This window comes from Pseudonocardia xishanensis (genome assembly GCF_039541715.1).
Lineage (GTDB): Bacteria > Actinomycetota > Actinomycetes > Mycobacteriales > Pseudonocardiaceae > Pseudonocardia > Pseudonocardia xishanensis.
In genome coordinates, this window is record NZ_BAABGT010000091.1 from 1 (window position 1) to 13,212 (window position 13,212).

Below are 13,212 nucleotides of genomic sequence, written 5' to 3' on the forward strand. Positions count from 1 at the left end.
CTTCAACACCCTCCTGCCATATCCCCGGCAGCCACGCCGTTAGGAATTACTCGTCTAGGGCATGTCTGCTCAGCGCGCCGGCTCGGGCGCGCGGTGTCGGGCCCGCAGCTCGCGCTTGAGGATCTTGCCCGCCCCGGACATCGGCAGCGCGTCGACGAACTCGACGCTGCGCGGCGTCTTGTACCCCGCGATCTGCGCACGGACGTGCGCCCGCAGCTCCTCCGGCTCCACCTGCGCGCCCGCGGCGAGCACGACCACGGCGTGCACGCGCTCGCCCCACTCCTCGTCCGGGACGCCGATCACCGCGCAGCTCGCCACGCCCGGGTGCTTGGCCAGCGCGTTCTCCACCTCGACCGAGTACACGTTCTCGCCGCCGGAGATGATCATGTCCTTGATCCGGTCCACGACGTGGACGTAGCCGTCCGCGTCCATCCGACCGCCGTCCCCGGTGTGCATCCACCCGTTGCGCAGCGCCTGCGCGGTCTCCTCGGGCCGCTCCCAGTAGCCCATCATGACGTGGCCGCCGCGCACCACGATCTCGCCGACCTCCCCGAGGGGCACCTCGACGTCCTCCGGGTCCACGATCCGCACGTCGGAGTGGGGCGCCGCCCGGCCCGCCGAGCGCCGGCGCACGGCGTCCCGGTGGTCCTGCGGGCTCAGCAGCGTCGCGACCGGGCTCAGCTCGGTCATGCCGTAGGCCTGGGTGAACTCGCAGTTCGGCAACACCCGCGACGCGCGGTCCAGCACCGCCTCCGAGATCGGCGACGCCCCGTAGATCACCCGCCGCAGGCTCGACAGGTCGGCGTCCCCCGCGGCCGGGTCGTCCACCAGCATCTGGATCATCGTGGGGACGAGCAGCACCTCGGTGACGCGCTCGGTCTCGACCGCGGCGAGCATGCCCGCGGGGGTGAAGGACGGCAGGATCACGTGCGTCCCCCCGAGCAGGCAGCGTGCCGACCACGCGGCCAGGTCGGCGAGGTGGAACATCGGCGCGACGTGCAGCAGCCTGCCGCCCGGCCCCAGGAACACCCCACTCGCCGCCGACCCCAGCGCCGAGGCGACGAGGTTGGCGTGGCTGAGCATGACGCCCTTGGACCGGCCGGTGGTGCCGCCGGTGTAGAAGATCCCGGCCAGGTCCTCGGGACCCCGGCGGGCGTCCGCGACCGGCTCGTGCCCGGCCACCAGGTCCTCATAGGACAGCGTGCCCTCGGGGGTCGGCCCGTCCCCGCAGTGGATCACCGTGCGCAGCCGCGGGGTGTCGGCGCGCAGCGCAGGGACCAGACCGGCGAACGTGTCGTCCACCAGCAGGACCCGCGTGTCCGAGTCCCGCAGCGAGAACGCGATCTCCTGCGGGCTCCAGCGCACGTTGACCGGGTTGAGGACCGCGCCCGCCCACGGCACCGCGAAGAGGTACTCGTGGTAGCGGTCGGAGTTCAGCGCCAGGACACCGACCCGGTCCCCCGCCGCGACCCCGAGGCCGTCGAGGGCGGCCGCGAGCCGGGCCACCCGCTCCGCCGACTCGCGCCAGGTCCGGGTCCGGCCCGCGACGACCGTCGCGGGGAGGTCGGGGTCTGCTGTACCGCTCGGTGCAGTGCCTGCGTGAGGGACATGCCGCTCCTCGCCCTTGGGGATGACATCGCGCAGACGGTTCCATGTGAATGATGACTAGTCAACGGTCGCGACGTCTTCTACGCTCGAGACCGTGCCCACGACCGTGTCTGCTCGGAGATCCACCCAGTACGAGAGCAGAGGTGTCGCCCGGGTCGGGGCGGTTCGGTTCGGTCCATGTGGGCGACGGTTCGGGAGACCCTGATGCCGGCCGAGCTGTCCGTCCCCGCCCGCGGGACCCGGCCGCGCAACCGGCGGGCCCTGATCACGGCCGCCGCGGTCGAGCTGTTCGCCCGCGTCGGGTTCTCCGGGGTGGCGATGAGCGACATCGCGCGGAGCGTGAACGTGGCCCCCTCCGCGCTCTACCGCCACTTCCCGGGCAAGACGGAGCTGTTCGTCGCGGCGGCCCGGGCCACCCTCTCCCCGTTCGCCGAGCACCTCGCCGCCGCGTCGGACACCCCCCTGGACCGGCTCGTCGTCGAGCTCGGCGCGCTCGCCGCGACCCACCGCACGGCGGGGGTGCTCTGGCAGCGGGAGGCACGGTTGCTGCCGGCGGAGGTCCGCCGCGAGGTGCGCGCAGACCTGCGCGCGGTGGCGCGGCTGCTCGCCGAGCGGATCCGCCGGGAGCGGCCGGGCCTGGACGCGGAGCGGGCGGACCTGCTCGCGTGGTCGGCGCTGGCCGCGATGGCCAGCGCCTCCTTCCACCGGCTGAAGGGGCCGGAGACGGTCCTGCCCGCGGTGCTGCTGCGCATCGTGCACACCGGGTTCGGCGAGCCCGCGGGCGCGGCCGTCGAACCGGTCGCCACCGGTGTGGCACCCCACTCCCGTCGGGAACGGATCCTGCGGGCGGCGAGCGTGCTCTTCGCCGACCGCGGCTATCCCGCCGTGACGATCGACGACGTCGGCGAGGCGGCCGGCATCAGTGGCCCGAGCGTCTACCACCACTTCGCGGGCAAGCAGGAGCTGCTGCTCGCCGCCCTGGACCGCGGCGACGAGTGGCTGTGGATGGAGCTCGGCACCGCGCTGGCCGCGGCCCGGGACGAGTCCGACGCGCTGCACCGGCTGCTCGACTCCTACGTCCGGCTGGCCTCCCGGCGCAGCGAGATGGTCGCGGTGGTGCTCGGCGAGCTGCGCGACCTGCCCGCGGCCGAGGTGCACCGGGCCCGGCAGTCCCAGCACGACTACGTCACCGAGTGGACCGAGCTGCTGCGCGCCGTCCGTCCCGAGCTGGACGCCGTCGCGGCGCGCACCGAGGTCCAGGCCGCGTTGATGGTCGTCACCGCGGGTGCGCAGACCCCGCACCTGGTCCGCAGGCCCGGGTTCGGTCGGGAGGTCCGCGCCGTCGCCGAGGCCGTGCTCCTGCCGTCCTGACCGCGCGCACCGGTCCCGCGACACGGACGCGCCCACACCCGCGCCGCAGGGCATGATGGGGCGACGACGGGGCGGACGGGAAGGCGGATCGGGTGGCGGTAGGACGGTTCGGGGTGGCCTCGTCCGACCGGGTCGCCGCCGTCCGCGCGACCCGGCTGCTCGAGACCGGTCCGGAGGAGGCCTTCAACCGGCTCACCCGGCTCGGCTCCGCGATCCTCGGCACCCCGATGGTCGCCCTCACCGTGGTGGACGACGTGCGGTCGTTCCTCAAGGGCGCGCCGGACCCGGCCGTGATCTGCGGCCCGGACGGCACCTACGAGTCGCCGGTGAAGGACGCCGCCTGCCATCTCGTGATCGACGCCGGGGACGTCGTCGCGATCCGGGACACCGCCGCGGACGCGCGCACCCGCGACCTGCCCCAGATCCACGACTTCGCCGCCGCCTCCTGGGTCGGGGTCCCGGTCCAGGATCCGGACGGCGTCGTCGTCGGCAACTTCTGCGCGATGGACGGTGTGCCGCGGGACTGGACGGACGCCGAGGTGGCCGCCCTGCGCGACCTGGCCCTGGCCGCCGCCGGGGAGATCGCCCTGCGGCTGGCCGTACTGGCGGCGGATGAACAGGCCGCCGAGGCGGCCGCGCTCGCCGAGGTCCTCGAGCAGAGCCTCGTGCCCACCGCGCCGCCGGAGGTGCCGGGCGTCGCGATCGGCACCCGGTTCCACGCGGGCGGCTCCGGGGTCGAGGTGATGGGCGACTTCTACGACGTCATCCCCACCCCGACCGGGTTCGGCGTGGTCATCGGGGACGTCTGCGGGCGCGGCGCGCTCGCCGCGCGGGCCACGGCGATGGCCCGGGCCGCGGTCCGCACGGCCGCCCACTCCGAGGCGGATCCCGTCCGGGTGCTCGGCACCGTCAACGAGGTGCTGCACGCCTGGTTCGCGGGTCGCGTCAGCTTCGTGACCTGCGCCTACGCCACGTTCACCGGGCCGACCACCGGCTCGGCCTGGCGGGTCCGGGTGGCCAGCGCCGGGCACCCGCCGGGCTTCGTCCGACGCGCGGCGGGACACGTCGAGCAGCTCGACGCCGGCGGCCTCGTCCTCGGGCTCCTCGAGGCCGCGCCGATCGCCGCCCAGGACCTGGAGCTGGTCGCCGGGGACAGCCTCGTGCTGCACACCGACGGCATCTCCGAGGCCCACCGGGCCGGGGACGACGAGCAGCTGGACGAGGCCGGGGTGATCGCCGCCCTCGGGTCGGCGGCCCCGGGGGCGGACGCGGACCGGCTCGCCGAGATCCTGGCCGCGGCCGCCTACACCCAGGCCGGCGACACCGCGTCGGACGACGCCGGGGTCGTCGTGGTCCGCATCGCCGTCGCCTGAGCCCGGCCGCCGAGCTCGGCGGTGACCGCCGGACGGGCTGCGTCGTCGGCGCAAACGGACGAACTTTCACCACGGGCGTTTGCCGACCCCTCGCAATCGGGCATCCGGGCCAGACCCGGTCGACATCGGCCGGGTCGTGCCACGGGGTCGAGTGTCACCAGCCGCGGGCAGTCCACGCACGAACGTCCGCACCATCAGGAGAAGACATGACCGTCACCGGAATCATCACCGCCATCGTGATCGGCGCGATCATCGGCGCGCTCGCCCGGCTGATCCTGCCCGGCAAGCAGAACATCCCGATCTGGCTGACCATCGTCGTCGGCATCGTGGCCGCCTTCATCGGCACCTTCCTCGCCCGCGCGATCGGCATCCCGACCGCCACCAGCGGAATCGACTGGCTGGAGCTGCTGGTGCAGCTCGTCGTCGCCGTCATCGGCGTCGCCATCGTGGCGGGGGCCTACGGTCGCCGCGGCGTCCGCCACTGACCTCGGAGCCCAGCTCCTCCCGGCAGCACCCGGTGGCCTCGGCCGCCGGGTGCTGTCGTGTGTGCAGGCAGTCAGGGTGACGACGGGAACAGCCGGGTGTGCGAGGCCGCGGACCAGTCGACGAGCAGCAGCGTCGCGTCGTCCTGCAACCGGCCCCGCTGGTGTTCCATCACCGCGGCGCCCAGCCTGCGAAGGGTCTCCGGGGCGGCGAGGCCGTCCCGTTCCGCCCGCTCGGTGAACTCCACCAGCCGCTGCTCGCCGAAGAACTCCCCCGTGTGGTCCCGGGCCTCGGTGATGCCGTCGGAGTACAGCAGCACCCGGTCCCCGGGGACCAGGCGCTCCTCGTGCACCTCGCCCGGGTGCCCGCCGCGGACCCCCAGCGGCGGGCGGGGCGGCTGGGCGAGCTCCTTCACCAGCCTGCCGTCCCGGATCAGCAGCGGGGCGGGGTGTCCGGCGAGCAGGTACCGCAGCACGCCCGTGCGGGTGTCCAGCGAGGCGAGCACCGCGGTGACGAACCGGAGCGGCTCCGGCTGGGCGAGCAGCATCTCGTCCGCGTGCGCCGCCAACGCCACCAGGTCCGTCACCCCCGCCCGCCGTGAGTTGCGGACGGCGGTGAGCGCCAGCGCCGTGCTCTGGGTGGCGGCGAAGTCGTGGCCGAGACCGTCGTAGACGGCGAGCGTGGCGATCCTGCTGTCCACGGAGTAGTCGTAGGCGTCCCCGGCCACGCGGTCGTGCGGTTCGAGGATGGCGGTGATCACCACCTCCTCGGTCGCCATCGTGCGCGGCGGCAGCATCTGCCACATCAGCTCGGAGGCCACCGAGAGTCCGCCCGCGTTGCGCATCCGGCGCAGCCGGTCGCTGTAGGGGATCTTCGCCATCACGATGTGGCCCATCAGCCCCGACAGCGACCAGACGTCCCGGCGCAGGTCCGCGTCGTCCCGCACGCTCGCGCCGAGCCCGATCCGCAGCACCCCGGCGCGTTCGGTGCCGTCGAGCATCGGCACCCAGAGCAGCCGCGTCCCGTCCGCGTCGGTCTCCTCGACGATCTCCCCGAGCTGGTAGGCGCGCCCCGCGGCACCCGTCTCGACGGGGGCCTGCGCGACACCGTCCACCCGGACCGGGGTCAGCACGGTCTGGCCCAGGTCGACGAGGTAGACCTCGGCCGTCAGGTGCAGGGCGTGCACGAGCTCGTCGACCATCGGGGACAGTTGATCTCCCGTGATCAGGTGGGAGCGGTCCACGACGCCGCGCAGGACGCCGGTCCAGCCCGAGTCCGAGGGAGCCGTCACAGGCGGACCCTAGCGGGTCGACCACCGCGGATCCCGTCACGGGCGCGACGGTGACCGGAGGCACAGCCGGCGGACCGTGTATCGATCTAGTGACGGGGCACCTTCCGAGTGTCACGCCGCGCGACCACCTCGCGCGGCTCGTGCACCACACTCCGAGAGGCACCTCCTTCATGGCTCAGACGACCGAATCACCGAACACCGACCGGGGCGACAAGGGCGGGAAGGGTGAGAAGGGGCCGCAGGGCGCCGTCGGCGACAAGGGCGTCAAGGGCGACCACGGTGCCAAGGGCGACTTCGGCCCCAAGGGCGACCTCGGCCCCAAGGGCTCGACCGGCACGGTCGGCGAGCACGGCCCGAAGGGCGACACCGGTGCCAAGGGGCCCGTCGGCCCCGTCGGCGACCAGGGCCCCCAGGGCGACGTCGGTCCCGTGGGGCCGGTCGGTCCCGCGGGCGACCAGGGCCCCCAGGGCGAGGTCGGCCCGGTGGGGCCGGTCGGCCCCGCGGGCGACCAGGGCCCCCAGGGCGAGGTCGGCGCGAAGGGCCCCGTCGGCCCGGTCGGTGACCAGGGCCCGCAGGGCGAGCACGGCCCCATCGGCGAGCGCGGCACGGTGGGCGAGCAGGGGCCCGTCGGCCTGATCGGCGAGCAGGGCCCGCAGGGCGAGCACGGCCCCGCAGGCGAGCCCGGCACCACGGGTGAGCAGGGACCCGTCGGCCCGGTCGGCCCGACGGGGGACCAGGGCCCGACCGGCACGGTCGGTCTGCCCGGCGAGCAGGGCGAGCAGGGACGTCCCGGCGTGACCGGGCTGCCCGGCGCCCGCGGCGTCGACGGCCCGGACGGCCCCACCGGCCTGCAGGGCGAGCGTGGGGCCCCCGGCTCGACCGGCCCGCGGGGCGAGGTCGGCGAGACCGGCGTGACCGGCCTGCCCGGGCTCCCCGGGGCGCAGGGCCAGCGCGGCGTGATCGGTGAGACCGGTGAGCAGGGCGAGCAGGGCCTCCAGGGTCCGACCGGCGTGCGCGGCCGGGAGGGCGAGGACGGCCTCCAGGGCATCACCGGCCCGCAGGGCGTCCAGGGCGACCGAGGGGCGGCGGGACCGGCAGGCCCCGTCGGTCTCCCCGGCGTCCAGGGCCCGGTCGGGGCGAGTGGCCCGGCGTGGCTGATCCAGCCCCGCCCGAGCGAGCTGTTCCGCGGCGTCGTCCAGGCCGCGGGCGAGCTCTCCCCGCGGACGGTCCTCGACCCGCGCGTCGGCGTCCGCTACCTGGCCTCCGTCGCGTCGGCGGTGGTGAAGCTGCAGGGTGGGCTGTTCCTGCGCGCGATCACCCCGACCGAGGAGACCCCCGAGGCCCGACCGGCCTCGAACGTGCGCTTCATCGCCTGACCCGCCGTGGGCGCCCGGGACGGTCCGTCCCGGGCGCTCAGGGTGTGCGCGCGGGGCTGAGCCCCGCCACCGCCGGACCGAGCAGCCGCCGGGAGAGGGCGAGCGGGTCGGCCGGGAACACGCGGTAGCGAGGACGTCCTCCGGAGCTTCCGGGCGCGGACGCAGCGGGCCTCGATCCGCTCGGTCGACTCCGCCGGGCGCCGGCGTGCCCGTGCTCCACCATCGCGTCACTCCCCGACGAGTGGCCGACCCCGCCGGATCCTGGTGTCGGCAGGCTACGCGGTGGGCATGCCGAGGTGGGCGGTGCGCGCCGTGGTGGTGCCCTCCTCCACCAGCGGGCGCATCCGGACGCGGCGGGCCTCGTCGTCGATCAGCGGGCAGCTGCCGCAGTAGCGCGGGGTCCCGTCCGCGTGGGTGCGGCCGGGGATCCGGTAGTGCAGGCAACAGGTGCCGCGGACCTGGGCGACGGTCTCCCGCCCCGGCCCGACCAGCGGGAAGGGCTCGGGCCGGGGGAACTCGACGCCGACCGCGGCCGAGACTCGGTCGAGCACCGCCTGGACCTGCGCGAACCGGACGTGCAGCGCGGCGGGCGGGTCCCCGCGGTGGCGCCCGGCCCACAGGGAGTGGGAGGACAGGACGTCCCCGAGCCCGCCCCAGAGGTGCCGCGCGCCGTAGCGGGTGGCCCCGTGCAGGGTGTCGACGATCGGGGCGGTCAGCGCGACCAGCCGATCCGCCAGCTCGACGGGGTCGGCCGGGTGGACCTCGCAGGCGAGCGCGGCGCGGTCGGTCACCCGGCCGCGGCGGCGCACGGCCGTGGTCGCGGCGTCGACGGCGAGCAGCTCGCCCCGGAGCACCCAGGCGACCGCGAGCGGCCGCAGCACCGGCCCGGTCACGCCGCTGAGCAGCGACATCGCCACCTCCGACGGCGCCCGACCCTCCCCGGTCAGCTCGGCGGCCCACTCCTGCAGCCGCGCCGGCAGCGTCGGGTACGGGTGCCAGTCCGGGCCCTCGGGGGCGAGGTCGAAGCCGAAGCGCGAGTGGACGGCCTCGAGCGCTCCCGCGGTGGCGGCGAGGCTGCTCACGGGGCCACCGGCCGGGAGGCCACTGACTGGCCGCGCGGCGGGGTGCCCGGAGTCTCCGGGGCCAGCGGCAGCACCGCGAGGACCCGGAAGCCCTCGGCCTCGAGACCGTGGTGCAGCACGCCGCCGACCGACCGCACCCGCTCGCCCAGCCCCGCCAGACCCACGCCACCGGCGCCCAGGCCGCGCACCGGACGCCCGGCCGGGCCGTTGACCACCTCGACGCGGATCGAGTCCGGCCGCCAGTCGACGGTCACCCGGACCCGCGATCCCGGGGCGTGCCGGGCCGCGTTGGTCAACGCCTCCTGGACCACCCGGTAGACGGTGTGGTCCGGCGCGACCGGCAGCGGACGCGGACTGCCGACGGTCTCCCAGGCCACGTCCAGCCCGTTCTCCCGGGCCCCGTCGACCAACTCGCCGACGGCGCCGGACCCGGCGCTGCGCGCGGGTCCGGCCAGACCCAGCGCGGTGCGCATCTCGGCGAGCGCCTCCTTGGCCTGCACCCGCAGCCGTTCGGCGGCCTCACGCACGTGCTGCTCCTCCGAGGACGCGGCCAGGGCCGCCGCCCCCACCGCGATCAGGGTGGCGTGGTGGCCGACGGCGTCGTGCACCTCCCGGCCGATCCGGGCGCGCTCCTCGGCGCGGGCGGCGGCCTCGCGGGCCAGCACCGTGGCCTCCCGGGCGCTCTCCAGCTCACGCAGGCCCGCCGTGAGCCGTTCCCGGGCCGCGACCAGCAGGCCGAAGCCGAGCGGCGTGCCCGCGGACAGGATGGCGAAGGCCACCGACAGGATGCTCGCCTGCCAGGTCAGCACCTCGCGAAGCTGCACGGGCACCACGGCCGCGAGGATCACCAGCACGAACCACGGCGCCGAGCGGGCGGGCGTGCTGCGCCTGCCGAGCACGAACAGCGAGACGATCTCGGCGGGCCAGCCGAGGCCGCCCGCGATGGCGGGCAGCGTGCCGAGCACGGCGAGCGGGGCCCAGAGGTGCCGCAGCGGCAGCAGCCCGCAGGCGACCAGGCCCGCGACCAGCGACCAGGAGTGCGGTCCCGGCGCCGACAGGAGCACGAACAGCGCGGGCAGCCCGATCGCGAGGATCTCCACGGCCACCACCCGCACGGGACCGCCGGGACGCAGCAGGGTCCGCATCACGCCCCCCAGCTCTGCGCGAGCAGCGCGGCCTGGACCCGGTTCTCCGCGCCGAGCTTGACCAACAGCGCGGACACGTACTTCTTCACCGTGGCCTCGGCCAGCCCGAGCTCGAGGCCGATGGCGGCGTTGGACACGCCGTCGGCGAGCAGCCGGAGCACCTGCGTCTCGCGCAGGGTGAGGTCGGCGGGGCGCGGCTGCGGCCGCGGAGCCTCCGGGACGAGCCGGGGCAGCAGCCGCGCGGTGATCCGCGGGTCCAGCACGGCTCCCCCGGCGGCGAGGTCCCGCACGGCGCGGATCAGGGCCTCGGGCTCGGCGTCCTTGAGCAGGAACCCCTGCACCCCGATGCGCAGCGCCTCGGCCACGTAGTCGTCCAGGTCGAAGGTGGTGAGCACCGCGGCGGGCACGGCGTCCGGGCGGGCACAGAGCACGGCCAACGCCTCCAGCCCGGTCATCAGGGGCATCTGGACGTCCGCCAGCACCACGTCCGGCCGGTGCTCGTCGACGGCCGCGATCAGCCCGCGCCCGTCCGCCGCCTCGCCGACGACGGCGACCGTCCCCTGCGCCTCCAGCACGGTCCGCAGGCCCATCCGGAGCAACGGCTCGTCGTCCGCGAGGACGACGCGCACCGGATGGGACATGGGGCGATCCTAGTCAGCGCTTCCGGCCCTTCCGCTCCCGCTTCTCGCGGACCCGGACGGAGAGGCGGATCGGGGAGCCCTCGAAGCCGAACTCCTCGCGCAGCCGCCGCTCCAGGAACCGCCGGTAGCCCGCCTCGAGGAAACCGCTCGTGAACAGCACGAACGTGGGCGGGCGGGAGGCCGCCTGGGTGGCGAAGAGGACCTTCGGCTGCTTGCCGCCGCGGACCGGCGGCGGGGTGGCGGCGATGACGTCCGACAGCCAGCTGTTGAGCCGACCGGTCGGGATCCGCTGGTCCCAGCTCGCCAGCGCGGTGCGCATGGCCGGGGCGATCCGCGAGGTGGACCGGCCGGTCAGCGCGGAGATGTTGATCGTCTGCGCCCACCGCACCCGGACGAGGTCCCGCTCCAGCTCGCGCTTCATCGCGGTCCGGCGGTCCTCGTCGACGAGGTCCCACTTGTTGAACACGATCACCAGCGCGCGACCCGCCTCCTCGACCATGGTCAGCACGCGCTGGTCCTGCTCGGAGATCGGCTCGCTCGCGTCGAGCAGCACGAGCGCCACCTCGGAGGCCTCGATGGCCGCCTGGGTGCGCAGCGAGGCGTAGTACTCCATGCCGCTGGCGGTCTTGACCCGCTTGCGCAGGCCCGCGGTGTCCACGAAGCGGAAGATCTCCCCGTCCAGCTCCACCAGGGAGTCGACGGGGTCGACGGTCGTGCCCGCGACGTCGTGCACCACCGAGCGGACCTCGCCGGACACCCGGTTGAGCAGCGAGGACTTGCCGACGTTCGGCTTGCCGACCAGCGCGACGCGGCGCGGCCCGCCGGGGGTGTTGTCGAAGGTCTCGCGCGGGGTCTCGGGGAGTGCCTCGAGGATCGCGTCCAGCAGGTCGCCGGAGCCGCGGCCGTGCAGGCCGGAGACCGGGTAGGGCTCGCCGAGGCCCAGGCCCCAGAGGGCGGCGGTGTCCGCGACGGCGCGCTCGTCGTCCACCTTGGTCGCGGCGACGAGGACGGGCCGGTCCGAGCGGCGCAGCACGTCCGCCGCGGCCTGCTCGACCGCCGTGGCCCCGACGCGGGTGTCCACGACCAGCAGGATGGCGTCCGCCGTGCGCATGGCCAGCTCGGCCTGCGCGGTGACCTCCTTCTGCAGCCCGGTCGCGTCCGGGTCCCAGCCGCCGGTGTCGACGACGGTGAAACGGCGCCCGTTCCACAGCGCGTCGTAGGAGACTCGGTCCCTAGTCACGCCCGGGATGTCCTGCACGACCGCCTCACGGCGCCCGAGGAACCGGTTGACCAGCGTGGACTTGCCCACGTTGGGTCGCCCGACCACGGCCAGCACCGGCGTCGGCCCGGCCTCGGCGAGGATCTCGCCGTCCGGTCCGATCTCGTGCTCGCCGACGAACTCGTCGGGGTCCAGGCCCAGCTCGGCCATGGCGGCGAGATCGCCGCCGCTGATGTCACTCACGTCCTGCTCCGTACCTCGTCTAGTTCCGTGACCAGGGCGGCGAGGGCGCCGCGCACGGTCTCGGTGGCCGCGGCGAGCTCCGCCCGGCCCTTCCCGGTGGGGGCCGGTAACGGCTCGCCCACCAACACGTCCACTCGGGGGCGGAAGCGGCGTCCGCCGGTCCTCCGCGTGCCCCGGACCACCATCGGCAGGATCTGCGCGCCCGCCGCCCGGGCCAGCCACGCCGCACCCTGCTGGGCGGCGTCTGCGTTCCCACTGCCGCGGGTCCCCTCGGGGAACACCCCGACCAGCCCGCCGCCGCGCAACACCCCGAGCGCCGCGGTCAGCGGCGCCCGCTCGGGTTCGCCCCGGCGCACGCTCAGCTGCCCGATCGCCCGCAGCCCGCGCCCGAGCGGACCCACGAACATCTCCCGCTTGACCAGGAACACCGACCGGCGGCCGAGTAGTCCGAACAGCAGCGGCCCGTCGACCATCGCGCTGTGGTTCGCCACCAGCACCACCGCGCCCGCGGCCGGGATCCGCTCCCGGTGGTGCACCTGCACCCGGTAGCCGGGCACGAAGCACCACGTGCCGACCCAGCGCGCGAGGTCGTGCAGCCGGGGATCGGCGCCCTCCGGCAGGTCGGTCGCGGCGAGAGTGGTGGTCATCCGACCAGCCCACGCTCCCCGACCAGGCGCAGCAGCTCCGCGTGGACCGCGTCGACGGACAGCTCGTCCGTGTCGAGGACCAGCGCGTCCGGCGCGGCGTGCAGCGGCGAGGTCTTGCGGGTGGAGTCCAGCCGGTCCCGGCGCTGGACGTCCGCGAGCACCGCGGCGCCGTCCGCCCGACGACCGGCCTTGAGGTCCTGCCGGGCCCGGCGGGCGGCGCGGACCTCCTCCGAGGCCGTCAGGTAGACCTTGAGCCCGGCGTCCGGCGCGACGACGGACCCGATGTCCCGCCCCTCCACGACGATCCCGCGGCCCTCGGCCAGCGCCTTCTCGATCAACGCCCGCTGCCGCGCGACCAGCGCTTCCCGGACCTCCGGCACCGCGGAGACCGCCGAGACGGCCTGCGTGACGGGCTGGTCCCGGATCTCGGACTCGACGTCGGTCCCGGCGAGTAGGATCCGCGGCGCGGCCGGGTCGGTGACCGACTCCAGGTCCGCGGCGATCGCGATCCCGGCCAGCTGCTCGGGCCCGCTCTCGGCGGTCAGCCCGGCGCGCAGGCAGGCGAGCGTGGCGGCGCGGTACATCGCGCCGGTGTCCAGGTAGGCCGCGGAGAGCTCGCGGGCGAGCCGCCGGGACACCGTGGACTTGCCGGTGCCGGACGGCCCGTCCATCGCGACGACCCCGGTCAGCACCATGCCCCACTCCCCACGCGACGAAATCCCTGCCCCCACCA

Annotated in this window: 12 protein-coding genes; 4 read left to right on the top strand and 8 right to left on the bottom strand. The window is 75.4% G+C overall.

Annotation, left to right across the window (positions count from 1 at the left end; all coding sequences use genetic code 11):
* Positions 1-69 precede the first annotated feature (69 nt).
* Positions 70-1,644, bottom strand: a complete 1,575-nt coding sequence (locus tag ABD993_RS27620; protein WP_345424789.1) for a long-chain-fatty-acid--CoA ligase — start codon at positions 1,642-1,644, stop codon at positions 70-72.
* A 168-nt stretch (positions 1,645-1,812) separates the two neighbouring features.
* On the opposite strand from ABD993_RS27620, the gene ABD993_RS27625 reads away from it, so the two are divergent.
* The 3 genes from ABD993_RS27625 to ABD993_RS27635 all read left to right on the top strand — a co-directional run bounded on the left by ABD993_RS27625 (position 1,813) and on the right by ABD993_RS27635 (position 4,837).
* Complete coding sequence (locus ABD993_RS27625; protein ID WP_345424709.1) at positions 1,813-2,979, top strand: TetR/AcrR family transcriptional regulator; 1,167 nt, start codon at positions 1,813-1,815, stop codon at positions 2,977-2,979.
* A gap of 92 nt (positions 2,980-3,071) precedes the next feature.
* The gene (locus tag ABD993_RS27630) at positions 3,072-4,352 is read left to right on the top strand and encodes a PP2C family protein-serine/threonine phosphatase (protein ID WP_345424711.1); all 1,281 of its coding nucleotides are present in this window, start codon (positions 3,072-3,074) and stop codon (positions 4,350-4,352) included.
* Between the two features lie 206 nt (positions 4,353-4,558).
* Positions 4,559-4,837, top strand: a complete 279-nt coding sequence (locus tag ABD993_RS27635; RefSeq protein WP_345424714.1) for a GlsB/YeaQ/YmgE family stress response membrane protein — start codon at positions 4,559-4,561, stop codon at positions 4,835-4,837.
* Positions 4,838-4,908: 71 nt separating this feature from the next.
* On the opposite strand, the gene ABD993_RS27640 is transcribed toward ABD993_RS27635, so the two are convergent.
* Positions 4,909-6,126 (bottom strand): PP2C family protein-serine/threonine phosphatase, encoded by a 1,218-nt coding sequence (locus ABD993_RS27640; RefSeq protein WP_345424716.1) that lies wholly within the window; start codon positions 6,124-6,126, stop codon positions 4,909-4,911.
* Between the two features lie 170 nt (positions 6,127-6,296).
* On the opposite strand from ABD993_RS27640, the gene ABD993_RS27645 reads away from it, so the two are divergent.
* Entirely contained in the window at positions 6,297-7,502 is a 1,206-nt protein-coding gene (locus ABD993_RS27645) for a collagen-like domain-containing protein (protein WP_345424719.1), read from the top strand.
* 275 nt (positions 7,503-7,777) lie between these two features.
* Here ABD993_RS27645 and ABD993_RS27650 read toward each other — a convergent pair whose 3' ends face one another.
* From ABD993_RS27650 to cmk, 6 genes are read right to left on the bottom strand one after another with little or no spacing between them, the layout of a single operon-like run.
* A complete protein-coding gene (locus tag ABD993_RS27650) occupies positions 7,778-8,584 on the bottom strand; it encodes a (2Fe-2S)-binding protein (protein WP_345424722.1) in 807 nt (268 codons plus the stop codon).
* A complete protein-coding gene (locus ABD993_RS27655) occupies positions 8,581-9,729 on the bottom strand; it encodes a sensor histidine kinase (protein WP_345424792.1) in 1,149 nt (382 codons plus the stop codon). The genes ABD993_RS27650 and ABD993_RS27655 overlap by 4 nt, the downstream gene beginning before the upstream one ends.
* Entirely contained in the window at positions 9,729-10,370 is a 642-nt protein-coding gene (locus ABD993_RS27660) for a response regulator (protein ID WP_345424725.1), read from the bottom strand. The genes ABD993_RS27655 and ABD993_RS27660 overlap by 1 nt, the downstream gene beginning before the upstream one ends.
* Positions 10,371-10,383: 13 nt before the next feature.
* Positions 10,384-11,799: a ribosome biogenesis GTPase Der gene (gene der, locus ABD993_RS27665; RefSeq protein WP_345424795.1), complete on the bottom strand. Its 1,416-nt coding sequence runs from the start codon at positions 11,797-11,799 to the stop codon at positions 10,384-10,386.
* 29 nt (positions 11,800-11,828) lie between these two features.
* Entirely contained in the window at positions 11,829-12,479 is a 651-nt protein-coding gene (locus tag ABD993_RS27670; protein WP_345424728.1) for a lysophospholipid acyltransferase family protein, read from the bottom strand.
* Entirely contained in the window at positions 12,476-13,174 is a 699-nt protein-coding gene (gene cmk, locus ABD993_RS27675; protein ID WP_345424731.1) for a (d)CMP kinase, read from the bottom strand. Before cmk ends, ABD993_RS27670 begins: the two co-directional genes overlap by 4 nt.
* Positions 13,175-13,212 lie beyond the last annotated feature (38 nt).

Bases quoted from the DNA above. Each gene is read 5' to 3' on its own strand.
- ABD993_RS27670 (WP_345424728.1), bottom strand. From the start codon at position 12,479: ATGACCACCACTCTCGCCGCGACCGACCTGCCGGAGGGCGCCGATCCC.
- der (WP_345424795.1), bottom strand. From the start codon at position 11,799: ATGGCCGAGCTGGGCCTGGACCCCGACGAGTTCGTCGGCGAGCACGAG.
- ABD993_RS27625 (WP_345424709.1), top strand. From the start codon at position 1,813: ATGCCGGCCGAGCTGTCCGTCCCCGCCCGCGGGACCCGGCCGCGCAAC.
- ABD993_RS27660 (WP_345424725.1), bottom strand. From the start codon at position 10,370: ATGTCCCATCCGGTGCGCGTCGTCCTCGCGGACGACGAGCCGTTGCTC.
- ABD993_RS27635 (WP_345424714.1), top strand. From the start codon at position 4,559: ATGACCGTCACCGGAATCATCACCGCCATCGTGATCGGCGCGATCATC.
- ABD993_RS27645 (WP_345424719.1), top strand. From the start codon at position 6,297: ATGGCTCAGACGACCGAATCACCGAACACCGACCGGGGCGACAAGGGC.
- cmk (WP_345424731.1), bottom strand. From the start codon at position 13,174: ATGGTGCTGACCGGGGTCGTCGCGATGGACGGGCCGTCCGGCACCGGC.
- ABD993_RS27655 (WP_345424792.1), bottom strand. From the start codon at position 9,729: ATGCGGACCCTGCTGCGTCCCGGCGGTCCCGTGCGGGTGGTGGCCGTG.